This window comes from Oryzomicrobium terrae (assembly GCF_008274805.1).
Lineage (GTDB): Bacteria > Pseudomonadota > Gammaproteobacteria > Burkholderiales > Rhodocyclaceae > Oryzomicrobium > Oryzomicrobium terrae.
On the sequence record NZ_CP022579.1, the window covers coordinates 2,939,741 to 2,961,620 of the forward strand.

The following is a 21,880-nucleotide window of genomic DNA, read 5'->3' on the forward strand; positions in this document are numbered from 1 at the left end:
GTCATAAGGAGACCCATGCCCCCTGGAGGCGGCGATGTTTACTGGTTCCCAACCGGATTTCACTCCCACCCCACCCCGCTCTGCCCCTTCCCCGCTATCGGCGGGCCGGCTGCGCATCCGCCGAGTCGAATTGAGCCGCCCGTTCGCCTGGCTGCGCCGCGGCTGGGGCGATCTGCAGCGCACCCCCACCGCCAGCCTGGCCTACGGCGCCCTGTTCGCCGCCATCGGTTTTGCCGTGCTGCTGCTCGGCGACCAGCACCCGCGCACGGCCATGGCCGCCCTGTCCGGATTCCTGCTGGTGGGGCCGCTCCTGGCCGTGGGCTTTTACGAACTGTCGCGGCGCAGCGCCGCCGACGAACCGGTGGACGCGGTCATGGCCCTGACCGGGTTGCGCCGCTGCTGGCGCCCCCTGGCGGCTTACGGCGTGCTGCTCGCCCTGTTCTATTTCTGTTGGGAGCGGCTCACCGTGGCCATCCTCGCCTTTCTCCTCGGCAGTGCCGATCTGTGGGATTTCGTCGGACTGTTGCGCGAAATCTTCCTCTCGCCCCACCACCCGATCCTGGCCATGGCCTGGATCCTTTCCGGCGGGGTGATCGCCGCCCTGTGCTTCCTGGTCTCGGTGATCACCGCCCCGGTGCTGGTGGACCGGGGCGGGCGCCTGGCCGACGCTGTGGAGGCGAGCATTACCGCGGTATCGGAAAACGTCTTCCCGATGCTGCTCTGGTCCGGGCTGATCGTCGCCCTGGTGCTGATCGGCTTCGCCACCATCATGGTCGGCCTGGTGGTGATCGTGCCCCTACTCGGCCACGCCACCTGGCATGCCTACCGAGACCTTGTAGAATGAACTGAATGGGCGGAAAGCGGCGCCCAGCCTTGCTGTGCAAGGCCCCTGGCGCAAACCCCGCGCCCCGCCTCGCTCTCCGGGCATGCAGCGCCAAACGCCACGACTGGCGCGGCTTTCCGAAGCACACCTTTTTGCAACGTGTCACCCAATTTTCCGCCGGGCCCGGTACCTGCCGCCCGGCGCCGTTTTGATTTCCGCTCGATCCCCATGACAACAATGACCGCCAATCCCCTGCTCGCAAATCCTTTGCTCGACTTCTCCGGCCTGCCCCGCTTCGACGCCATCACCCCGGCCCACGTCCGCCCCGCCGTTGAGCAGCTGCTCGCCGACGGCCGCGCCCTGGTGCAGACCCTCACCGCCGCCGGCAGCCCGGCCACCTGGGCCGGCTTCGCCGCCCCGCTCACCGACGGCCTGGAGCCCCTGTCCCGGGCCTGGGGCATCGTCGGCCACCTGCACTCGGTGAACGACGTGCCGGAATGGCGCGAGACCTACAACGACCTGCTGCCGGAAGTGACCCGCTTCTACACCGAGCTGGGCCAGAACCTGGCCCTGTTCGAAAAGTACAAGGCCCTGCGCAACAGCGCCGAATACGCCACCCTGACACCGACCCAGCAGAAGATCGTCGATAACGAAGTGCGCGACTTCCGCCTGTCCGGCGCCGAGCTGCCGGAAGACGTGAAGCCCCGCTTCCAGGCCATCCAGGAGGAGCTGGCCGGGCTGTCCGCCAAGTTCTCGGAAAACCTGCTCGACGCCACCAACGCCTTCGCCCACCTGGTCACCGACGCCGCCCAACTGGCCGGCCTGCCGGAGGACGTGCAGGAAGCCGCCCAGGCCGCCGCCGAAAAGGCCGGGGAGAAGGGCTGGAAATTCACCCTGCACGCCCCCTCCTACCTGCCGGTGCTGCAGTACGCCGAGCACCGCCCCCTGCGCGAGCTGATGTACCGGGCCTACGCCACCCGGGCCGCCGAGTTCCCCGAGCACGGCAGCAAGCCGGAATGGGACAACGCCCCGCTGATCGCCCGCCTCCTGGAACTCAAGCGGGAGGAGGCCCAGCTGCTCGGCTACGCCAACTTCGCCGAGATTTCCCTGGTGCCCAAGATGGCCGAATCCCCGGCCCAGGTGCTGGCCTTCCTGCGCGAACTGGCGGCCAAGGCCAAGCCCTTCGCCGAGCAGGACGTGGCCGAGTTGCGCAACTTCGCCGCCAAGGAGCTGAACCTGGCCGACCTGCAGCCCTGGGACGTCTCCTACGCCGCCGAAAAGCTCAAGCAGGCCCGCTACAGCTTCTCCGAGCAGGAGGTGAAGGAATACTTCCCCGAGCCCCAGGTGCTGGCCGGCCTGTTCCGGGTGATCGAATCCCTGTTCTCGGTGCAGGTGAAACCCGATAGCGCTCCCGCCTGGCACCCGGACGTGCGCTTCTTCCGCATCGAGCGAAACGGCGCCCTGGTGGGCCAGTTCTACCTGGACCTGTACGCCCGGGAAACCAAGCGCGGCGGCGCCTGGATGGACGAGGCGGTGACCCGTCGCCTCAAGAACGGCGCCATCCAGACCCCGGTGGCCTACCTCAACTGCAACTTCCCGGCCCCCGTCGGCAACAAGCCGGCCACCTTCAGCCACGACGACGTGATCACCCTGTTCCACGAAACCGGCCATGGCCTGCACCACCTGCTCTCCCAGGTGGAAGAGCTGCCGGTGTCCGGCATCCACGGCGTGGAATGGGACGCGGTGGAACTGCCCTCCCAGTTCATGGAGAACTTCTGCTGGGAGTGGGACGTGCTCGCCCACATGACCGCCCACGTGGATACCCGCGCCCCCCTGCCCCGCGCCCTGTTCGACAAGATGCTGGCGGCCAAGAACTTCCTCGCCGGCATGGGCATGGTGCGCCAGCTCGAATTCAGCCTGTTCGACATGCTGCTCCACGCCGACTTCGACCCACAGGGCCAGCGCAGTGTGCTCGACCTGCTCCACCAAGTGCGCCAGGAGGTGGCGGTGCTGATCCCGCCGCCCTGGCACCGTTTCCCCAACAGCTTCTCCCACATCTTCGGCGGCGGTTACGCCGCCGGCTACTACAGCTACAAGTGGGCCGAAGTACTGTCGGCGGACGCCTACGCTGCCTTCGAGGAGGCCGGCAACCCGCTCGACGCCGCCACCGGCGCCCGCTTCCTGCGCGAGATCCTGGCTGTGGGCGGCTCCCGCCCGGCCATCGAGTCGTTCAAGGCCTTCCGCGGCCGGGAGCCGTCGGTGGACGCCCTCCTGCGGCATAATGGGATGGTCGCTGCCTAGGAAGGAGTCTTCCATGGAAACCACGCACACCGTCGCCCGACGCCCCGTTCGCCTGCCGGCCGCGCTGTTCGCGCTGCTGCTCGGCGTCGGCGCCGGATCCGCCGACGCCCAGATCACCTACCGCTGGGTCGATAAATCCGGACGGGTCGTGGTTTCCGATACGGCGCCGCCCAAGGATGCCCGGGATGTGGTGGTGCTGCGCATGAACGAGGCCACCACGCCGCCCGCCCGCTTCGATGTGCGCACCGCCAGCGGTAAATACCCGGTGGTGCTGTACACCGCCAGCGAATGCGGCGACCGCTGCGACCAGGCCAAGACGCTGCTCTCCAGCCGGGGCATCCCCTTTGCCGAAAGGCCGGTGCGCAGCGAAGCCGATCTGCGCGCCCTGAAGCAGCTGACGAACGATCCGGCCGTGCCCACCCTCACCGTGGGACGGGAGGTCGCTTCCGGCTTCCACGCCGAAGCCTGGAACGACCTGCTCGACCTGGCCGGCTACCCCAAAACCAAATAAATCCGGGCGCGGCGCACGGAGCGGTCCGGGCCCCGGCCCGCCATCTCGTAGCCCCGCCCCTGTCGAGAGAAACCCCGTTGTCCGCCCCTGAATCCACTACGCCGTTCTCGATCGCCACCTGGAACGTCAACTCCCTCAAGGTACGCCTGCCCCATCTGCTCGAATGGCTGGCCGAAGCCAATCCCACCGTGGTCTGCCTGCAAGAAACCAAGCTCGAAGACCACGCCTTTCCCACCGCCGAGATCGAGGCCGCCGGCTACCAGGTCGCCTTTGCCGGGCAAAAGACCTACAACGGCGTGGCCATCGTCTCCCGCCTGCCCCTGGCCGATGTGGTGGTCGGCAACCCCCGCTTCGACGATCCGCAAAAACGCCTGATCTCAGCTACCGTGGCCGCCCCCGACGGCGATGTTCGGGTCGTGGGGGCCTATTTCCCCAACGGCCAGGCCGTGGGCTCCGACAAGTACGCCTACAAGCTTCAGTGGCTCACCGCCCTGCACGACTGGCTAGCCGACGAGCTGGCCAGCCACCCGCGCCTGGCCCTGTGCGGCGATTACAACATCGCGCCGGAAGACGCGGACGTGCACGACCCGGTCGCCTGGGCCGGCCAGATCCTCTGTTCCGACCCCGAGCGCCAGGCTTTCCGCGACCTGATCGCCCTGGGACTGGTGGATGCCTACCGACTGTTTCCCCAGGCCGAACGCAGCTTTTCCTGGTGGGACTACCGCAACCTGGGTTTCCAGAAGAACCTGGGGCTGCGCATCGACCACGTACTGCTCTCCGCCCCTCTGGCGGCCCGCTGCACCGCGGCGCGCATCGAGCGTCATCTGCGCAAGAAGGAACGCCCCTCCGACCACGCCCCGGTGATCGCCACCCTGGGTTGAGCCCGGGCTGAAACGACGACCGCACTTCCTGCCCCCCCACCCCGTCCTGCGCCATGACCACCGCCGATCTTGCCCCTGTTGCGCCCCCGCCGGCCCTGCCCCCGCTGACTGCGCTGACCGAGCGCTACCCCTGCCTGGCCGGGTTGCCGGCGGACACCCTGGCCGCCCTGCCGCCGCTGATGACGGTGCCGGCCGGGACCGTGCTGTTCTCGGAACAGCAGCCCTGCCAGGGTTTCCCCCTGGTGCTCGACGGGACGGTCAAGGTGGTCAAATCCGCCGCGTCCGGGCGTGAATTGATGCTCTACCAGGTAGAGCCCGGCGCCAGCTGCCTGATCACCAGCAGCTGCCTGCTCGGCCGCAGCCCCTACCCGGCCCGGGGCGAAGCCCTGACGCCGGTCACCCTGACCCTGCTGCCCCGCCCCCTGTTCGACCGGCTACTGGCCGAACACGCCCCATTCCGCGAGTTCGTCTTCCACCTCTTCGCCGATCGCCTCGCCGACCTGATGACTCTGGTGGAGGAGGTGGCCTTCCAGCGCCTCGACCAGCGCCTGGCCCGCCTGCTGCTGGCCCGGGGCGGGCTTGGCGCCGATGGACGGATCAATGCCACCCACCAGCAATTGGCCGAAGAGTTGGGCAGCGTGCGTGAGATCGTCTCGCGCCTGCTCAAGCAGTTCGCCGACGCCGGCTGGGTGCGCCTCTCCCGGGGCGGGATCGACCTGCTCGACAGTGCCGCCCTGCGCCGGTTGGCCGACGCCAACCACTGAGCGAGCCCCGCACCAGGCGCGGAGTTTCACGGCATGCCTTTGAAAGTCCGCTCCCAGTCTTGCTTTCCGGGAAGCCATTAGAAAATTGCTTTTTATGTAACCGGGGTCACAGACGAATCCCGGCCCCGGGTCTATCATGAAACGGTGATAAACCTGAGGAGGCAGCCATGAAGGCAAACGTAGGCGGTATGGACAAGGTGGCGCGCATCGGCGCCGGCGTCGTGCTGATCGGCCTGGCCCTGGCCGGCGTGATCGGACCGTGGGGTTACATCGGCGTGGTGCCTCTGGCCACGGGATTGATGGGTTGGTGCCCGGCTTACAGCCTGTTCGGCATCAAGACCTGCTCGACCAAGTAAGCGTCGGGCACCTCTGTCGCCCCATTCCGGAGTGATCCAGTCACGTTGCTCACCCGGCGGTGCAGAGGCATAGCAGTTTCCACCCTTAGCGCGGACAGACCGAGAGGTCGCCTCCGCGCTTTTTTTCGTCCGCACAACGGCTTTCCCGTCTGGGCAGCGAAGGGAGCGGGAACATGCCCCACTCCCCCGGATGCGCCGCAGCTAACACAATGCCTCCTGGCCCGGCGAGGCAAACGACCGTACCGCTGCCGCCATGACGCTAAGCGCCCAGCCCCAGCAACTAAAGGCTTCTGGCGGCCACTAAGCTAAGTGCATGGAGAGCAATCAGTGCAGGTTTTCGCTGGCGAAAACCTCGCCCAGCAGCCGACCTCTGCGATCCGAAGCAATTTTTTGGCGGACCTACACTCTTATAGTGCAATTAGCCCCGAAGAGGAGTGAGTACGACCATGCACCCCAAATTCCTGACTGCTCGCATAACTGAAGAAAACAAAAATGAGCTCAAGAAAAGCGGGCTCATGGCCAAGGCACTGGAAACCTACATTGCCGAAGCGACCATCGAAACCATCATCGATGCGCTCAAAGCCCGCTTCGAAACAGGCCGCGTCGTCGGCGAGGACATCAAGCAGGCCGCCTTCCTGATCGACCCGGCCGTTTGCGCCAAGCTAGACGAATTCGCCGCCCGCACTGGGCTTTCCTGCGACCTGATCGTCCGCCTCATTATCGAGAGCCATCAAAAGGAAGATTAGCCGTCGGCAGAGGGGCGGGCCTGGCGCCGCGGTCGCGTTCCGCCGAGCGCATGCCCGGCCCGGATCAGATCACGCCGCCGGCGGCGGGACAGGCGTCGCCGCCATCCGGTTGGCCAGGGCGACAAAGGCCTCCAGAGTCAGATCCTCGGCCCGGGCCTGGGGATCGATACCCACGGCGTCCAGGTCGGCGGGGGCGCACACCGGCTTGAGGGTGTTGCGCACCATCTTGCGCCGCTGGGAAAAGGCGGCGGTAACCACCCGGTCGAACACCGTCCAGTCCTGCACCGGCAGCAACGCCTCCCGGGGCTTGGGGGTGAGGCGAACCACCGCCGAATCCACCTTGGGTGGCGGATCGAAGGATTCCGGCGGCACGTCGATCAGCCACTCCAGGTCGAAGCGATACTGCAACATCACCGACAGGCGTCCCCGGTCGCTATCACCGGGACCGGCCACCATGCGCTCGACTACTTCTTTTTGCAGCATGAAGTGCATGTCGCGCACGTGCTCGGCAGCCTCGGCCAGATGGAAGAGGAGCGGCGTGGAGATGTTGTAGGGCAGGTTGCCGACGATGCGCAGCCCACCCTGGCCAGGCGCCAGGCGGCTGAAGTCGAAGGCCAGGGCGTCGCCTTCGTGGATGGTCACCCGCTCCGGGGCATGCAGGCGCTTCAGCCGGGCGATCAGGTCCCGGTCGATCTCGACCACATGCAAGTGGTCGACCCGCTTCAGCAGGGGTTCGGTGATCGCCCCCAGGCCGGGGCCGATTTCCACCACCGTATCGCCCCGGGCCGGACTGACGGCGGAGACGATGGCATTGATGAGTTGCACGTCGACCAGGAAGTTCTGGCCGAAACGCTTGCGCGGAATATGTTTCATGAAAACGGACTAGGAGCGGGCCGGGGTCGCCAGGGCGGCCATGCGGCAGGCCTCGTCCACGGCGGTGAACAGGCTGCCCGGGTCGGCCTGGCCGGTACCGGCCAGGGCCAGGGCGGTGCCGTGGTCCACCGAGGTGCGGATCACCGGCAGGCCCAGGGTGACATTGATGCCCTGGCCGAAGGTGGCGTACTTGAGCACGGCCAGGCCCTGGTCGTGATACATGGCCAGCACCGCATCGCCCCGGGCCAGCACCGGCGGGGTGAACAGGGTGTCGGCAGGCAGGGGACCGATCAGTTCGAGACCCTCGCGGCGCAACTGCTCCAGAGTCGGGGTGATCACCTCGATCTCCTCGCGCCCCAGGTGGCCGTCTTCCCCGGCGTGGGGATTGAGGCCGGTGACCAGGATACGCGGCCGGGCCAGACCGTACTTGCGCTTGAGGTCGGCATCGAGAATGGTGATGACCTCGCGCAGCAGGGCCGGGGTGATGGCACCCGGCACATCCTTGAGCGGCAGGTGGGTGGTGGCCAGGGCGACGCGCAGGGGGTGCCTGTCGGCCCCCTCCCCCACGTCGCCGGCGAGCATCATCACCACCCGGGGGGTGGATGTGTGCTCGGCCAAGTATTCGGTGTGGCCGGTGAACGGCACGCCGGCGTCGTTAATCACGCCCTTGTGCACCGGAGCGGTGACCATGGCGGCGAACTCGCCGGAAACGCAGCCGGCCAGAGCCCGGTCGAGCAGGGCGAGCACGTAGGCGCCGTTGCGCGCGTCGAGTTGGCCGGCCTGGGACGGCGCGGCCAGCGGCACATGCAGCACTTCCAGGCAGCCCGGAAAGGGTGCCCGGCCGGCGGGCTGGCCGGGGTCGTAGTCGCGGATCGCCACTACCTGGCCGGTGGCCCGGGCCCGCTCGGCGATCAGCTCCCGGTCACCGAGCACCACCAGACGCGCCGGAAAGCGCGCCTGGGCCAGGCGCACGCACAGCTCCGGACCGATCCCCGCCGGCTCGCCACTGGTAATGGCGATCAGGGGGCTGTGCTCGGCCGCGGCCATTATTCGCGCTCCAGGCGGATTTCCACGTAGGCCCGGTCGCGGATCTGGCGCAGCCAGTCCTGGTAGGCGTCGTCGGAGCGGCGGTCACGCAGGGCTTGACGGGCGATGGAGCGGCGACGCTCGTCGGAAACGTCCTGGACGCGACGCTCCTGAACCTGGATCAAGTGCCAGCCGAAGGGGCTGCGCACCGGTTCGCTGATCTGGCCGGGGGTCAGGGCATTCATGGCCCGCTCGAACTCGGGCACGGTGTCGCCCGGATAGATCCAGCCCAAATCCCCCCCCTTGGCGGCAGAGCCGTCCTGGGAATAGAGGCGGGCCAGTTCGGCAAAGTCGGCGCCGCCCTTTTCCAGACGCTCCTTGACGGCCGCCAGCTTGCGCCGGCCTTCTTCCTCGGAAACCACCTCGTTGACCCGGATCAGGATGTGGCGCACCCGGGTCTGCTGCACCGGGGGCAGATCCATGCCGCCCCCCTTCTTCGCCACCAGCTTGATGACGTGGAAGCCGGCCGGGCTGCGCAGCACGCCGCTGCTCTGACCGGGATTCAGTTCTGCCGCAGCCTGGGCAAAAATGGTCGGCAGACGGTCCTGGGTGCGGAACCCCAGATCACCACCGTTGAGGGCATCCGGCGCATCGGAGTAGGAGGCCGCCAACTGAGCGAAGTCTTCGCCCTGGCGCGCCCGTTCCGCCGCCTGGGCGGCCTTGGCCTGGAGCTTTTGCAGGGCCTCGGGACTGGCGCCTTCCGGCGCGCGCACCAGGATGTGGGCAATCTGCAATTCTTCGCCGCTGGCCGCTCCACCACGCTGCTCGCCGGCAATGAAGTTGTCCACCTCGCCGTCGGAAATGGTGATGCGGTTTTCCACTTCCCGCTCGCGCAGGCGCGAGATGATGATCTCGCTACGGATTTCCTCGCGGAATTTGGGATAGGACACCCCGTCCTTTTCCAGCATGGCGCGGAACTCGACCACCGATACCTTATTGTTGGCGGCAATGCGGCCGATCGCCTGGTCCAGCTCGGCATCGGACACCTTGACCCCGGAATCCCGGGCCAGTTGCAGTTGCACCCGGTCCATCACCAGGCGCTCGAGCATCTGGCGCTCCAGTTCCTCCTTGGGCGGCAGGGAGGTGCCCCGGCTCTTGAGCTGAGCCAGGGCCAGGTCGAGGCGCTGGCGCAGGTCGCTGGCGGTGATCACCTCGTCATTGACCACGGCCACGATGCGGTCGGCCTCCAGCGGCTCGTTGCGCGGGGCCGCCTGCAGACTGGTCAGGGGCGCCAGGACGGCAGCAGAGAAGGTGGCCAGCAACACCAGCCGGTGGGCGCTGCAGGAGCGAAAAACGGCAGGAAGCATGCGGATCATAGGGCTTCTTCGTAAGGGGAAACGGGCACCGAGCCGTCGGACGGCAGGGTGCGGGAATAGCCAGGAATGTTACGCCGCAGGATGCTCAGCGGATTGGAACCGATGCTGGCAAAGTCCGACAGCTCCAATTGCATGAAGAAGGCGCGCACGGGCGTTGCCGAGGTCACGGCCAATTGTTGCATCACCCCGCGTACGACCCAACAGCCACCGTTGTATTCCAGGCCACCGACGCCTTCGAGCAGACGCTGGTCGAGCAAGGAGTAGTTGTAGCGCCCCACGGCATACCAGCGGCCGCCCAAGGGCCATTGCCCGGCCAGGTCGATTTGCCGGATCGAGGCGTTGAACGGCGGCGCGGAATCGCGCGAGATACGGTAACCCGCCTGCAGCACCTTGCCGATTTCCGGACGATAGCGCAGCACGGTGGACAAGCGCTCGGTGCGCGCATCCCGGGGGTTGTACTGCCAGCCGGCATCGAAGGTGGTATAGGGCGCGACCTGGCCGTTCAGGGCGAACAGCCAGTCGGCGCGGCGGACCGTCGACGGGGGGTCCCCGGCGTTGAGCGTCACCTTCTGGTCGCTGAAGTAAAGGCGCTGCCCCACCAGGGCCTTGATCACTTCGGCACCGGTTTCCGGACGGATCAAGCGGCTGGCCAAGGCGACGGTCAACTGGTTGGCATCCCCGACCCGGTCTGCCCCGGTGTAGCGGTTCTCGGTAAAGATCTGGGCAAAGTTGATGTCCGACGCCGAAGTATCGAAGAGAGGAACGTTGCTCTGATCCTTGTACGGAATGTTCACGTAGAAGAGCCGGGGCTCCAGGGTTTGCGTAAAGCCCTGGCCGCCCAATTGCAGATCGCGTTCGAACACCGCTCCCGTATCCACGCTGAAAACGGGGATCGCCCGGGAAACCGAGTTCTCACCACTGGTCTGCTGGCGATTCAGACTGTAGGAGGCCATGTTCAGGCCCACCTTGGGGGTGATGAACAGTCCGCCCGACTGCAGCGGCAGCGCCAGCGTCGGGTAGGCATAGACGCGCTTGCCTTCATCCAGGGTCGGATGGCGGAAATCCGAGTAGGAGCCGGTGAAAGCCAGGTCGGTGGTGTAGAAATCCGGACGCCGGGCTGTCACCGTGATCTGGGGCTCCAGGGCGTACGGTTTGGCTACGGGGGCCAGGGGGTCGGGCTGCAGGGTCTGGTATTTCTGCACCATCCCTGTCGCCGACCACCACCCGCCGGAGTAGGTCAGCATGCCGCGGCGCAGCAGCTGGTTCTGGGAGGTGATGGCGTAGCGGCTGGCCAGATCGGTGTAGTAGGTGTCGTCGGACACCCCCTGCAAATCGAGGCGCCCGGTGAACCCGCGGCCAAAATCCTGGAAGTGCATCAGGTTGTAGGCGTGCCGGCTGGAGCCTTTGAGGCTGTCATTGGGCAGGTATTCCGCCTGCAACTGCCCGCTGTAGCTTGACGACAGGTAGCGGAAGTCTCCATTAACCAGGGCGCCCCGTTTGGTCAGCACACGTGGGGTGACGAGGAGGTCGTAATTGGGCGCCAGGTTGACGTAGTAGGGCAGGGAAAAATCAGCACCGCTGTTGGAGGTCGCCCCGAAGGTCGGCGCCAAGAAACCGGATTTGCGCTGCTGATTGAGACCGAACGACATCAACGGCGCGTAGAGGAAGGGCACGTTCTTGAAATACAGCACCCCATTGCGCCCTTCGCCTTCTTCCCGCTCGTAATCCAGGCCCAGGTCGCTGACACGGCCGTACCAGTCGGGGTTGGGTCCCAGGCAGGTCGAGAAGGTGGCGTTCTCCAGGCGGTACTGCTGCTCGCCTTCGAAGAGGATGCGATCGGCCTTGCCCTGCATCACGGTGTTGCGCCGGATTTCCTCGGTCTTGGTGGCACCGGGGACCGGGATGAAATAGGGGTTGTTGTCCCGGAACACCCGTTGCTGCTGGAAGTTGAATTCGGGGGTGTCGAAGAAGCCGGTCTGAGCATCCACCTGCAGACGCATCAAGGGGCCTTTCACGGTCCCGGTCGGATCCCGTAGCACCACGTTGCCTTCCGCCTCCACTTCGTCCTCGACATGACGATAGGTCATGCGGTCCGCGGTGACGGTCTTGTTGAGGCGGCGCAACTCCGCATTGCCCTCGGCCACCGTCGTGACATCGGTCACCCCCGACAGGCGATCGGCCAGCAGAAAGGTCGGCAGGCTTTCGCCAGTCGGCTCGGGCAAAGCGCCCATACGCGACGAAGCGGCCAGGTGCAGCCCCGGCAGCGGATCGTCGGGCAACGCCTCGGCCGCGACGGCCTCCCCGGTGTTCGCTGTGCGCGGGATGGGCGACGCCACCGGAGCGCCGGAAGCGGGTGCGACCGGAGACTGGCCTGCGCGTGGCGCCTGCGGCCGTAGGCCGAGGAGGGCCGGGTCGACGCGAAAGGGCGCCATCGTCACGACGACGCCCCCGGCTGAAGCCGCATTCCGGGCGGGTGCGGGTGCGGGTGCGGGTGCGGGTGCGGGTGCCGGGGCCGGGGCCGGGGCCGGGGCCGGGGCCGGGGCCGGGGCCGGGGCCGGGGCCGGGGCCGGAGTCGGAGTCGGAGTCGGAGTCGGAGTCGGAGTCGGAGTCGGAGTCGGAGTCGGAGTCGGAGTCGGAGTCGGAGTCGGAGTCGGAGTCGGAGTCGGAGTCGGAGTCGGGGCCTGGGCCGGTACGGGCTCAACCCCGGCGGGGCTGACCGGGCGAACCTCGACACCAGGGCCTGCAGGAGCATCCCCCGTCCCGGACGGGGTGGTCGAAGCAGGCGCCGGGGAGGGGATCGGACGCGTCGCCGGCGGCAACCCGAGCAGGGCCGGATCGACCGAAAAAGGGGTCGTGGAAGAGGCCGCGTGGGCGTGGGCGGCCAGCCCTGCACACAGGCAGAGTGCAAGCGGCGTCAGGCGATAGGGAAAGATGGAGGGGTGCATCGGGTCGGCCGTGGTCAGCCCGGATGGTAAAATCGTCGCATTCTAGCACCATACGCCCTGTGCCCCCGAGGCTGGCGACACCCCGAAAAGCAACGGCGGCGGTGACCAACGGGGGGCGCACAGCGCCCCAGGCATCGTGGCATCGCTCGCCGCCTCGCACCCGATGCCGCGTCCGACTTCTGCTTCCGACTTCTTTCCCCTTGCCCCTCTCTTCCATGCCCCGTCTCGACGACCTCTCCGCCTGGCTTGGCCAGGTGCTCGGCCAGCCGGCCCCGCCCCTGGTGCCGGCCTCCGCCGATGCCAGCTTCCGCCGCTATTTCCGCATCACCCTGCCCGACGGCGCCACCCGCATCGTCATGGACGCCCCGCCGCCCCAGGAGGATTGCCGCCCCTTCGTGCACGTCGCCGGGCTGATCCGGGACGCCGGCCTGACCGCCCCCGAGGTGCTTGCCCAGGACCTGGAGCGGGGCTTCCTGCTGCTCACCGACCTGGGGGGCGCCACCTACCTGGAACACTTCGCCACCTTCGATTTCGCCCCGGCCCAGGCCGATCCCTACATGCGCGAAGCCATCACCGCCCTGGTGCGCTGGCAGGGCGCCTCCCTGGGGGGCGTGCTGCCCGCCTACGACGACGCCCTGCTGCGCCGCGAACTGGGCCTCTTCCCCGAATGGTTCGTCGCCCGCCACCTGGGCCACACCCTGAGTGATGCCGAGCAGGCCGTACTGGCCAAGACCAACGACTTGCTGGTGGCGTCCGCCCTGGCCCAGCCCAAGGTGTATGTGCACCGCGACTACATGCCGCGCAACCTGATGGTGGCCCCCCTGGGCGGCAACGGGCCGGGCATTCTCGACTTCCAGGACGCGGTCTACGGCCCGATCACCTACGACGTGGCCTCCCTGTTCCGCGACGCCTTCCTGTCCTGGGAAGAAGAGCAGGTGCTCGACTGGACCGTGCGCTACTGGGAAGAAGCCCGCCGCGCCGGCCTGCCGGTGAGCGAGGCCTTCAACCACGATTTCGGCGAGTTCTACCGGGCCTTCGAGTGGATGGGCTTGCAGCGCCACCTCAAGGTGCTGGGCATCTTCTGCCGCCTCAACTACCGGGACGGCAAGGAGAAGTACCTCACCGACCTGCCCCGCTTCCTCGGCTACGCCCGCCGCGTGGCCGAGCGCTACATCGCCCTGAAACCCTTCCTGCGCCTGCTCGACACCCTGGAGAACCACCAGGAAAAGGTCGGCTACACCTTCTGACGCCGCCCCATGCCCGCTCCCGCGCTCAAGGCCATGATCCTCGCCGCCGGCCGCGGCGAGCGCATGCGCCCCCTCACCGACACCTGCCCCAAGCCCCTGCTGGAGGCCGGCGGCAAACCCCTGATCGTCTGGCACCTGGAACGGCTGGCCGCCGCCGGCATCCGCGAGGTGGTCATCAACCACGCCCACCTGGGCCACCTGATCGAGCAGCGGCTGGGCAACGGGCGTGAGTGGGGACTCACCCTGGCCTACTCCGCCGAGCCACCGGGCGCCCTGGAAACCGCCGGCGGCATCGCCCGGGCGCTACCGCTGCTGGGGGATGACCCGTTCCTGGTGGTCAATGGCGACGTCTATTGCGATTGGGACCTAGGCCGCGCCCCGGCACTGGCCGCCGGGCTCGCACCCACAACCGCCGGGGTGGCGCTTGCCGAGAACGCAGGCCTCCACCCGCCCCAAGGCTCCATTGACGCCCCCGGCCACCTGGCCCATCTGGTCCTGGTGCCCAATCCGCCCCACCACCCGGACGGCGATTTTATCCTCGACACCGCCACCCAAAAGCTCCGCGCCAGTCCTAGGACTACAGGAGAGCAGGCGCTCACCTACGCCGGCATCGGCCTCTACCATCCGGCCCTGTTCGCCGGGCTGGACGGCCAGACCCCGGCCAAGCTCGCCCCCCTGCTGCGCACCGCCATGGCCGAAGGGCGGATCAGCGGCGAACGGCACGCCGGCCGCTGGGAAGACGTGGGCACGCCGGAACGTCTGGCCGCCCTGGATGCCGAACTCCGTACGGACCGGCGTGGCTGAACGCTCCCGCACCACGGCCGCGAGCCATCGCCCCCCTACCCGGCTGCCGGGCCCGGTAGCACTACCCGTGCCCTGGAAGCCCCACCGGACCAACGCTGCGCTTGTCCGGTGCGCCCTCTCCATCCCCGACCCTGCCCACCTTCCCCATGCCCACCGCGGGGGACGATAATCGCGCCATGAACGCTCCTCTCCACACCGCCCTGCCCCCCCTCGACCCGGCCCCCCTGGCCGCACCCTTCGACCCGGCCCCCTTCGCTGCCCGGCGCCGCCGCCTGCTCGAGCGCATGGCCGCGACCGGCGGCGGCGTGGCGGTGGTACCCACCGCCCCGGAAAAGCTGCGTAACCGGGACACCCACTACCCCTACCGGGCCGACAGCTACTTCTGGTACCTGACCGGCTTCGGCGAACCCGAGGCGGTGCTGGTGCTGGTGGCCGATCCGGCTCACCCGGAAGGCGGGCGCAGCCTGCTGTTCTGCCGCGAGAAGAACGAGGAACGGGAAATCTGGGACGGCTACCGCTACGGCCCCGCCGCCGCCCAGGGCACCTTCGCCGTGGACGAGGCCCACCCCATCGGCGAGTTGGACGCCCAGCTGCCCGACCTGCTCGGCGACCAGCCAGCCCTGTGGCACACCCTCGGCGTGGACAGCTACTGGGACGAGCGTCTGGCCGCCGCCATCAACACCGTGCGCACCCGCAGCCGGGCCGGCATCCGCGCCCCGGGCGAGATCCGCGACCTGCGCCAGGTGCTCGACGCCCTGCGCCTCGTCAAGGACGCCAGCGAACTGGCGCTGATGCAGCGCGCCGCCGACATCGCCAGCCTGGCCCACCGCCGCGCCATGGCGCGCACCCGGCCGGGCCTGGCGGAATTCCAGATCGAGGCCGAGCTGTTCCACGACTTCCGCCTGCGCGGCGCCGACGGCCACTCCTACCCGCCCATCGTCGCCGGCGGCAAGAACGCCTGCGTGCTGCACTACGTCGAGAACAACGCCATCCTCAAGGACGGCGACCTGCTGCTGATCGACGCCGGCTGCGAAGTGGCCGGCTATGCTTCGGACATCACCCGCACCTACCCGGTGAACGGCCGCTTCTCGCCGGCCCAGAAGGACGTCTACGAGATCGTGCTGGCCGCCCAGCTGGCCGCCATCGACGTCATCAAGCCCAGCGCCACCTTCCAGGCCCCCCACGCCGCCGCCCTGCGGGTGCTCACCCAGGGGCTGGTGGATCTCAAGCTGCTGTCCGGCGACCTCGACGGCCTGATCGAGAGCGAGGCCTACAAGCCCTGGTACATGCACCGCACCGGCCACTGGCTGGGCCTGGACGTGCACGACGCCGGCGACTACAAGCGCCCGGTGGAAGGAGGCGGCAGCGACTGGATGCCCCTGGAAGCGGGCATGGTGCTGACCGTGGAGCCGGGCCTCTACATCCGCCCGGCGGACAAGGTGCCCGAGGCCCTGTGGAACATCGGCATCCGCATCGAGGACGACGTGGCCGTCACCGCCGCCGGTTGCCACGTGCTCACCAGCCCGCCCAAGACCGTGGCCGAGATCGAGGAGGTGATGGCCCATGGCTGATACCCCCCTCGCATCCGCTACGGCGTGCGACGCACTGCACGCCGACATCCTGATTTCCGGCGCCGGGCCGGTGGGCCTCACCCTGGCCCTGGCCCTGGCCCGCCGCGGCCAGCCCAGCCTGCTGGTGGACGCCCGCCCCACGAACGCCTCCCGGGCCGACCCCCGGGCCCTGGCCCTGTCCCACGGCACCCGCCAGCTGCTCGAACAGCTCGGCGCCTGGCCGACGCAAGCCGCCACCCCGATCACCACCATCCACGTCTCCCAGCGCGGCGGCTTCGGCCGCACCCTGATGAACGCTGCCGAAATGGGCGTGCCGGCCCTGGGCTACGTGGTGCGCTACGGCGACCTGTGGGCCGCCCTGGCCGCCCGGGCCGAACGGGAAGGCATCGCCTGGCGGGGCGACACCCGGGTGGCGGATCACGGCAGCGTGGCCGACGGCCGCCGCCGCGTCACCCTCACCAGCACCGGCCAGGGTGACGCGGCGGCGCAGCCCTGCGCCACCCGGCTGCTGGTCCATGCCGAAGGCACGCCCTACGACGACCCGGCGGTATCGGTGAAGGATTACGGCCAGCACGCGGTGCTCGCCGAAGTCAGTACCGCCCAGCCCCACGGCAACCGGGCCTGGGAACGCTTCACCCCGGACGGCCCACTGGCATTGCTGCCCCTGGAGGACAAGCTGGCGGTGGTATTCACCGTGCCACCGGAAAAGGCCGAGCACCTGCTCGCCCTGGACGACGCGGCCTTCGTCGCCGCCCTGCAAGCCCAGTTCGGCCAGCGCGTCACCTTCACCGGCACCGGCTCCCGGGCCAGTTTCCCCCTGGCCCTGCGCCTGCGCGACACCCTGGCGGGTGAGCGGGAGGTGTGGATCGGCAACACGGCCCAGACCCTGCACCCGGTGTCCGGCCAGGGCTTCAACCTGGGCCTGCGCGACGCCTGGGAACTGGCGGAAACCCTGACCCCGGCCGTGCCCCACCTGGTGCACACGCCGGACCCGGGCGCCGCTGCACCGCTGGCGGCCTACGCCCAAGCTCGGCGCCTCGACCGGCGCGGCGGCGCGGCGTTCACCGACGGCATCGTGCGTCTTTTCTCCAACGACAGCACGCCCCTGACCCTGGCCCGGGGCGTCGGATTGCTCGCCCTAGACCTGCTGCCGCCGGCACGCCGTTTCGTCGCCCGGCGGATGATCTGGGGCGCCCGGGCGTGGTGAGGATAACGGCGCGCGCCGCCCCCAGCCTCGCGCTCCGGGCCACCGTTATCCCCCTCCGGCGGAACGGCTTGCGGTAAATCAAGGGCGTGCGCCGCCACCGCCCGGGGGGCAAATCCCCGGGTGCTATAATCGGCGCGCTTTTTCCGCCTTTCGACCCCTCCCCCATGCGGCTTTATACCCTCGGCATCAACCACCACACCGCCCCCGTCTCGGTGCGCGAACAGGTGGCGTTCGGCGCCGACAAGCTGCCCCAGGCCCTGGCCAGCCTGGCGGGAGGTCCGGCCCGGGAAGCGGCGATCCTGTCCACCTGCAACCGCACCGAGGTGTATTGCGCGGCGGAAACCCCGGAAGATGCCGCCCGCTGGCTGGCCGACTTCCACCGCCTGCCGATCGACCGCATCACCCCCTACCTGTACACCCTGCCCGAGCGGGAAGCGGTGCGCCATGCCTTCCGCGTCGCCTCCGGGCTCGACTCGATGGTCATCGGCGAACCCCAGATCCTCGGTCAAATGAAGGACGCGGTGCGTGCCGCCGAAGAGGCCGGCACCCTGGGCACCCTGCTCAACAAGCTGTTCCAGCGTTCCTTCGCGGTGGCCAAGGAGGTGCGCACCACCACCGCCATCGGCGCCAACATCGTTTCCATGGCCGCCGCCGCGGTGCACCTGGCCGGACGCATCTTCGACTCCATCTCCAACCAGCGCATCCTGTTCATCGGCGCCGGCGAGATGATCGAGTTGACCGCCACCCACTTCGCCGCCCAGGCCCCCAAGGCCATCACTATCGCCAACCGCACCGTGGAGCGGGGCGAGGCCCTGGCCGCCCGCTTCGACGGCAGGGCGATCCGCCTCGAAGACCTGGCCGACGCCCTCCCCCAGCACGACATCATCGTCTCGTGCACCGCCGCGCCCCTGCCGATCATCGGCCTGGGCCTGGCCGAGCGGGCGATCAAGGCGCGCCGCCACAAGCCCATGTTCATGGTGGATTTGGCCGTGCCCCGGGACATCGAGCCCGAAGTCGGCGAACTCGACGACGTCTTCCTCTACACCGTGGACGACCTGTCCCAGGTGGTGGCCTCCGGCATGGAAGCCCGCCAGGCCGCCGTGGTGGAGGCCGAGGCGATCATCGACGCCCGGGTCGAGCACTTCCTGCACTGGATCGAACAGCGCCATTCGGTGCCCACCATCCGCGCCCTGCGCGATTCCGCCGAGCGCATGCGCCGCCACGAGGTCGAGCACGCCATGAAGCTGCTGGCCAAGGGCGAAGCCCCGGAAAAGGTCCTGGAAGCCCTCTCCCAGCGCCTCACCAACAAATTCCTGCACGCCCCGACCCAGGCGCTCAACCAGGCAGCGGCATCCCCTTCCACCTCGGAAACGGGGCTGGACATTCATTCCGCTGTGACAAGGTTGTTCCACCTGCACCAACAAGACTGATAGTCTTGTCATAAGAGGAGAGCATATCTCCCGACAATGCAGGGGGGTCGCCGGCAAACGTTCGGCGTGGCGGCATTGCGTCCGCACGACACAGCATTACCTCCCTGCCCCAGAACAAGAAAAATCAGGGAGGTTGCGCACAGGCCACCGCGTCATGCCGGGGCCGCCATCAGTCATCCCAATACTGCTGCTCATGATCGGGCTTCAAGCCCGAAGGACGCCCACGCCTGCCGTGGCGCGTAGTCGCAACTCGCTCACGTTCCTTCTCATGACAAAAAAATCAACGCAAACGCTGTCAACCCTAGTCGCCGTCTCCGGAACCCTGCTCCTCGGAGGCTGTGCTACCCGCAACGATGTACCGCAGGTCGTCGAACAAGCCGCGCCACGCGTCCAGCAAGCCCAAGCGCAGCAACGCATGGAGCAAACTGAAGCCAAGGGCTTCAAGCGCAAGGTAGCCCTAGGCCGTTTCTCCAACGAGACCCAATACGGCCGCACCTTCTTTACCGACAAGAACCTCGACCCCCTAGGCAAGCAGGCTGCCGACATCCTCGGCAGCCGCCTGGTGGCGTCAAATCGTTTCCTGGTACTGGAACGTCCGGACATCAACCAACTCCGCTCCGAGCAGAAGCTCCAGGGGCTGGAGAGCATCGTCGGTGCTGACGCATTAATTCTCGGCTCGGTAACGGAATTCGGTCGCTCGACCCAGGGGAAGTCCGGCTTCCTAAGCTCGACCAAGATCCAGGTAGCCCGCGCCAAGGTGGAACTACGTCTGGTTGACGTACGTACCGGTCACGTCTTCTTCTCCGCCAGCGGCACCGGCGAGGCAAACACCGAATCTGGCCAGATCGCCGGCTACGGTAGTAAAGCCGATTACGACGGCACCCTCAACGATCGGGCCATCGCCGCCGCCATCTCTGACGTGATCGGCGGACTGATGTCCAAGCTCGGCGAGCGCGAGTGGAAAACCGACATCCTCAAGACCGAAGGCAACACCGTGTACATCTCGGGTGGCGCACGGCAAGGGATTCGTCCCGGCGAAACCCTGCAGGTTTTCCAGGCGGGCGAGAAGGTCAAGAGTGGCCAGAGTGGCTTTGAGGTAGCCCTGCCCCCCAAGCCCATCGCGCAAATCAAGGTTGCGGCCAACTTCGGCGACAGCGAGACCAACGAAGGTTCGGTCTGTGACGTAGTCCAGGGCAAGCTGCCCGCCAACACCGCCAATCTGTTCGTGGGAGAACTCAAGAAATGAAAGCCTTGATCGCTTGGGCGCTCGCCTTGAGCGTCGCCGCCTGCGCACTGCCGGCCTCGACCACCACCTCGGGATCGGTCCGGCCGACCCTGCAGGTAAAAGGTGCGCCGGAAGGCGCGACCCTGTTTGTCGACGGCGTTGCCGTGGGGGCTGCTGCCGACTTTGACGGCAGTTCGAAAGTACTTGCCTTGGAAGAAGGGGCGCACCGCATCGAAGTTCGTCAGGGAGCGACGGTGATCGTCAAACGCTCCGTCTTCGGCTCCGGAGGCGAGCGCATTTCCATCGACGCAGGAGCCAGCCAATGACCCGCACCCTCTTGATTGTCACCGCGCTGGCCAGCGCCCTGCTCAGCGGCTGCGCCTCCCAAGGGGGACGCTACCACTGGGGCGACTACGAACAGTCGCTGTATTCCTACTACAAGGCCCCCACCGATCTGAATGGCTTCGCCCTCTCACTGGAGGACTCGATCAAGCAGGGTGAAACCCTGGGTAAGCGCGTCGCGCCTGGCCTGTATGCCGAATTGGGCTACCTCCTGATGCTCCAGGGCAAAAAGGAGCAGGCAATCGTGCTGTTCGAGAAGGAACGCAGCCTGTGGCCCCAATCCACTCAACTGATGACCACCATGATCCGTCTGGCCTCCGAAGCCCCCAAGGGGGAACCGAGCCAGGCACTCGTTCCGGCGGCAACTGTAGCGGAGGCAGAAAACAATGCGAAAAAGTAGCCTGGTCCTGCTGGCCATCCTTGCCCTGGCGGTGGCAGCCTGTGCTCCGGTGCAGCGCAAATACGACTACAAAGAGTTCCGGGCCGCGGACCCCAAGTCGATCCTGATCGTACCGGCGATCAACAAGAGCGTAGACGTCGACGCGCCGGATTACTTCCTGTCGACCATCTCGCGGCCGATCGGTGAACGGGGCTACTACGTTTTCCCCGTGAATTTGACCAAACGTCTGATGGAAGATGATGGCCTGTCCGATGCAGACATGGTCCACGCCAACGACCCGGTGGTCCTGGGAAAAATGTTCGGTAGCGACGCCATCATGTATGTCTCGATCGAACGCTGGGACGCCCGTTACGCGGTGCTCTCCACCGTGGTCACGGTAGACCTGGCCTACACGCTGAAGAGCGCCAAAACAGGCCAAACGCTGTGGAAACACCGGGAAATGCGGACCTTCGACTCCCAGGCAGGGAACTCTGGCGGCGGCATCGCCGGACTCATCGCCAAGGCCATCGTCGCCGCCATTGAAAAGGCCTCGCCCCGCTACATCCCCCTGGCCCAGCAGGCCAATGCCGGGGCGGTCGGACGTGCGGGGACGGGCCTGCCCGCAGGCCCGCAAGATCCGGCCTACAAGAGCGACATCAGCCAGTTTTAGCGCCCTCCGCACCAGCGTGCGGCCCGGCCGAAGCCACTCAAGCCTCCCGCTACCGCGGGAGGCTTTTTTACTCCTTAGCTGCCACTTTTGAACGGCTGTAATTACTGAAACACCCTTCCCGGGCCCCCTGGGCGGGGCCTTTCCGGACAAAGCCGGCGGTCTTGCCTGGCACAGCGGAAAGCAATAAGCATCTGTCCAGGCGGACGCTGTCGCAAGCAGGACAGGGCGGCACCTGGCCGCCACGCATCAGTGCTTCGAAGGTCGTGGCGCAGTCCTGGCAACGGTAATCGTCAAGCGGCATGATGGTGGTGCTCCTCGGGCAGAATCGTCGCAGCGGGCGGGAATGACCTGGCACGGCACCAGCCGCGCCGGATAAATTGCCGGCTTGACGACAACCCCCGCG

General features: G+C 67.5%; 20 protein-coding genes. 16 read left to right on the top strand and 4 right to left on the bottom strand.

Features of this window, described 5'->3' with window-relative positions; genetic code table 11:
- Positions 1 to 130 precede the first annotated feature (130 nt).
- From OTERR_RS13305 to OTERR_RS13335, 7 genes are all read left to right on the top strand, one after another.
- Complete coding sequence (locus OTERR_RS13305; protein ID WP_187775244.1) at positions 131 to 844, top strand: DUF2189 domain-containing protein; 714 nt, start codon at positions 131 to 133, stop codon at positions 842 to 844.
- Between the two features lie 216 nt (positions 845 to 1,060).
- Positions 1,061 to 3,124 carry a M3 family metallopeptidase gene (locus tag OTERR_RS13310; protein WP_187775245.1) on the top strand — a complete coding sequence of 688 codons (2,064 nt, stop codon included), beginning with the start codon at positions 1,061 to 1,063 and terminating at the stop codon, positions 3,122 to 3,124.
- Positions 3,125 to 3,137: 13 nt separating this feature from the next.
- Complete coding sequence (locus OTERR_RS13315) at positions 3,138 to 3,635, top strand: glutaredoxin family protein (RefSeq protein ID WP_187775246.1); 498 nt, start codon at positions 3,138 to 3,140, stop codon at positions 3,633 to 3,635.
- 77 nt (positions 3,636 to 3,712) lie between these two features.
- Positions 3,713 to 4,516: an exodeoxyribonuclease III gene (gene xth, locus OTERR_RS13320; protein WP_246154180.1), complete on the top strand. Its 804-nt coding sequence runs from the start codon at positions 3,713 to 3,715 to the stop codon at positions 4,514 to 4,516.
- Between the two features lie 53 nt (positions 4,517 to 4,569).
- Positions 4,570 to 5,280, top strand: coding sequence for a Crp/Fnr family transcriptional regulator (locus tag OTERR_RS13325; protein WP_054622126.1), 711 nt, complete (start codon positions 4,570 to 4,572; stop codon positions 5,278 to 5,280).
- A 167-nt stretch (positions 5,281 to 5,447) separates the two neighbouring features.
- A complete protein-coding gene (locus OTERR_RS13330) occupies positions 5,448 to 5,636 on the top strand; it encodes a YgaP family membrane protein (RefSeq protein WP_054622125.1) in 189 nt (62 codons plus the stop codon).
- A gap of 446 nt (positions 5,637 to 6,082) precedes the next feature.
- Positions 6,083 to 6,382: a hypothetical protein gene (locus OTERR_RS13335; protein WP_054622124.1), complete on the top strand. Its 300-nt coding sequence runs from the start codon at positions 6,083 to 6,085 to the stop codon at positions 6,380 to 6,382.
- A gap of 69 nt (positions 6,383 to 6,451) precedes the next feature.
- Here the strand turns inward: OTERR_RS13335 and rsmA are convergent, their stop codons facing one another.
- The 4 genes from rsmA to OTERR_RS13355 are packed head-to-tail and all read right to left on the bottom strand — an operon-like array spanning position 6,452 to position 11,993.
- Positions 6,452 to 7,255: a 16S rRNA (adenine(1518)-N(6)/adenine(1519)-N(6))-dimethyltransferase RsmA gene (rsmA, locus tag OTERR_RS13340; protein ID WP_149426068.1), complete on the bottom strand. Its 804-nt coding sequence runs from the start codon at positions 7,253 to 7,255 to the stop codon at positions 6,452 to 6,454.
- Positions 7,256 to 7,264: 9 nt separating this feature from the next.
- Positions 7,265 to 8,302 (bottom strand): 4-hydroxythreonine-4-phosphate dehydrogenase PdxA, encoded by a 1,038-nt coding sequence (gene pdxA, locus OTERR_RS13345; RefSeq protein ID WP_149426069.1) that lies wholly within the window; start codon positions 8,300 to 8,302, stop codon positions 7,265 to 7,267.
- Complete coding sequence (locus tag OTERR_RS13350; protein WP_149426070.1) at positions 8,302 to 9,648, bottom strand: peptidylprolyl isomerase; 1,347 nt, start codon at positions 9,646 to 9,648, stop codon at positions 8,302 to 8,304. The genes pdxA and OTERR_RS13350 overlap by 1 nt, the downstream gene beginning before the upstream one ends.
- Before the next feature lie 5 nt (positions 9,649 to 9,653).
- On the bottom strand, positions 9,654 to 11,993 hold the full coding sequence (locus OTERR_RS13355) for an LPS-assembly protein LptD (RefSeq protein ID WP_149426071.1): 2,340 nt from the start codon (positions 11,991 to 11,993) through the stop codon (positions 9,654 to 9,656).
- Between the two features lie 824 nt (positions 11,994 to 12,817).
- Between OTERR_RS13355 and OTERR_RS13365 the strand changes: the two genes are divergently transcribed.
- From OTERR_RS13365 to OTERR_RS13405, 9 genes are all read left to right on the top strand, one after another.
- Positions 12,818 to 13,849 carry an aminoglycoside phosphotransferase family protein gene (locus OTERR_RS13365; RefSeq protein WP_149426556.1) on the top strand — a complete coding sequence of 344 codons (1,032 nt, stop codon included), beginning with the start codon at positions 12,818 to 12,820 and terminating at the stop codon, positions 13,847 to 13,849.
- Between the two features lie 9 nt (positions 13,850 to 13,858).
- Positions 13,859 to 14,653, top strand: coding sequence for an N-acetylmuramate alpha-1-phosphate uridylyltransferase MurU (gene murU / locus OTERR_RS13370; protein ID WP_149426072.1), 795 nt, complete (start codon positions 13,859 to 13,861; stop codon positions 14,651 to 14,653).
- 176 nt (positions 14,654 to 14,829) lie between these two features.
- Positions 14,830 to 16,224 (top strand): aminopeptidase P N-terminal domain-containing protein, encoded by a 1,395-nt coding sequence (locus tag OTERR_RS13375; protein WP_149426073.1) that lies wholly within the window; start codon positions 14,830 to 14,832, stop codon positions 16,222 to 16,224.
- Positions 16,217 to 17,431, top strand: coding sequence for an FAD-dependent monooxygenase (locus tag OTERR_RS13380; RefSeq protein WP_149426074.1), 1,215 nt, complete (start codon positions 16,217 to 16,219; stop codon positions 17,429 to 17,431). The genes OTERR_RS13375 and OTERR_RS13380 overlap by 8 nt, the downstream gene beginning before the upstream one ends.
- A 164-nt stretch (positions 17,432 to 17,595) precedes the next feature.
- Complete coding sequence (hemA, locus tag OTERR_RS13385; protein ID WP_149426075.1) at positions 17,596 to 18,861, top strand: glutamyl-tRNA reductase; 1,266 nt, start codon at positions 17,596 to 17,598, stop codon at positions 18,859 to 18,861.
- 415 nt (positions 18,862 to 19,276) lie between these two features.
- Complete coding sequence (locus OTERR_RS13390) at positions 19,277 to 20,107, top strand: CsgG/HfaB family protein (protein ID WP_223115951.1); 831 nt, start codon at positions 19,277 to 19,279, stop codon at positions 20,105 to 20,107.
- A complete protein-coding gene (locus tag OTERR_RS13395; protein WP_149426077.1) occupies positions 20,104 to 20,412 on the top strand; it encodes a hypothetical protein in 309 nt (102 codons plus the stop codon). The genes OTERR_RS13390 and OTERR_RS13395 overlap by 4 nt, the downstream gene beginning before the upstream one ends.
- Positions 20,409 to 20,828 (top strand): DUF4810 domain-containing protein, encoded by a 420-nt coding sequence (locus tag OTERR_RS13400; RefSeq protein WP_149426078.1) that lies wholly within the window; start codon positions 20,409 to 20,411, stop codon positions 20,826 to 20,828. The genes OTERR_RS13395 and OTERR_RS13400 overlap by 4 nt, the downstream gene beginning before the upstream one ends.
- Positions 20,815 to 21,477, top strand: coding sequence for a DUF799 domain-containing protein (locus OTERR_RS13405; RefSeq protein WP_149426079.1), 663 nt, complete (start codon positions 20,815 to 20,817; stop codon positions 21,475 to 21,477). The genes OTERR_RS13400 and OTERR_RS13405 overlap by 14 nt, the downstream gene beginning before the upstream one ends.
- The last annotated feature ends 403 nt before the right edge of the window (positions 21,478 to 21,880 follow it).

Excerpts from the sequence above, each read along its gene's own strand:
- OTERR_RS13310 (WP_187775245.1), top strand. The coding sequence starts at position 1,061 with ATGACCGCCAATCCCCTGCTCGCAAATCCTTTGCTCGACTTCTCCGGC.
- OTERR_RS13315 (WP_187775246.1), top strand. The coding sequence starts at position 3,138 with ATGGAAACCACGCACACCGTCGCCCGACGCCCCGTTCGCCTGCCGGCC.
- OTERR_RS13325 (WP_054622126.1), top strand. The coding sequence starts at position 4,570 with ATGACCACCGCCGATCTTGCCCCTGTTGCGCCCCCGCCGGCCCTGCCC.
- OTERR_RS13330 (WP_054622125.1), top strand. The coding sequence starts at position 5,448 with ATGAAGGCAAACGTAGGCGGTATGGACAAGGTGGCGCGCATCGGCGCC.
- OTERR_RS13335 (WP_054622124.1), top strand. The coding sequence starts at position 6,083 with ATGCACCCCAAATTCCTGACTGCTCGCATAACTGAAGAAAACAAAAAT.
- rsmA (WP_149426068.1), bottom strand. The coding sequence starts at position 7,255 with ATGAAACATATTCCGCGCAAGCGTTTCGGCCAGAACTTCCTGGTCGAC.
- pdxA (WP_149426069.1), bottom strand. The coding sequence starts at position 8,302 with ATGGCCGCGGCCGAGCACAGCCCCCTGATCGCCATTACCAGTGGCGAG.
- OTERR_RS13350 (WP_149426070.1), bottom strand. The coding sequence starts at position 9,648 with ATGCTTCCTGCCGTTTTTCGCTCCTGCAGCGCCCACCGGCTGGTGTTG.
- OTERR_RS13365 (WP_149426556.1), top strand. The coding sequence starts at position 12,818 with ATGCCCCGTCTCGACGACCTCTCCGCCTGGCTTGGCCAGGTGCTCGGC.
- murU (WP_149426072.1), top strand. The coding sequence starts at position 13,859 with ATGCCCGCTCCCGCGCTCAAGGCCATGATCCTCGCCGCCGGCCGCGGC.
- OTERR_RS13375 (WP_149426073.1), top strand. The coding sequence starts at position 14,830 with ATGAACGCTCCTCTCCACACCGCCCTGCCCCCCCTCGACCCGGCCCCC.
- OTERR_RS13380 (WP_149426074.1), top strand. The coding sequence starts at position 16,217 with ATGGCTGATACCCCCCTCGCATCCGCTACGGCGTGCGACGCACTGCAC.
- hemA (WP_149426075.1), top strand. The coding sequence starts at position 17,596 with ATGCGGCTTTATACCCTCGGCATCAACCACCACACCGCCCCCGTCTCG.
- OTERR_RS13390 (WP_223115951.1), top strand. The coding sequence starts at position 19,277 with ATGGAGCAAACTGAAGCCAAGGGCTTCAAGCGCAAGGTAGCCCTAGGC.
- OTERR_RS13395 (WP_149426077.1), top strand. The coding sequence starts at position 20,104 with ATGAAAGCCTTGATCGCTTGGGCGCTCGCCTTGAGCGTCGCCGCCTGC.
- OTERR_RS13400 (WP_149426078.1), top strand. The coding sequence starts at position 20,409 with ATGACCCGCACCCTCTTGATTGTCACCGCGCTGGCCAGCGCCCTGCTC.
- OTERR_RS13405 (WP_149426079.1), top strand. The coding sequence starts at position 20,815 with ATGCGAAAAAGTAGCCTGGTCCTGCTGGCCATCCTTGCCCTGGCGGTG.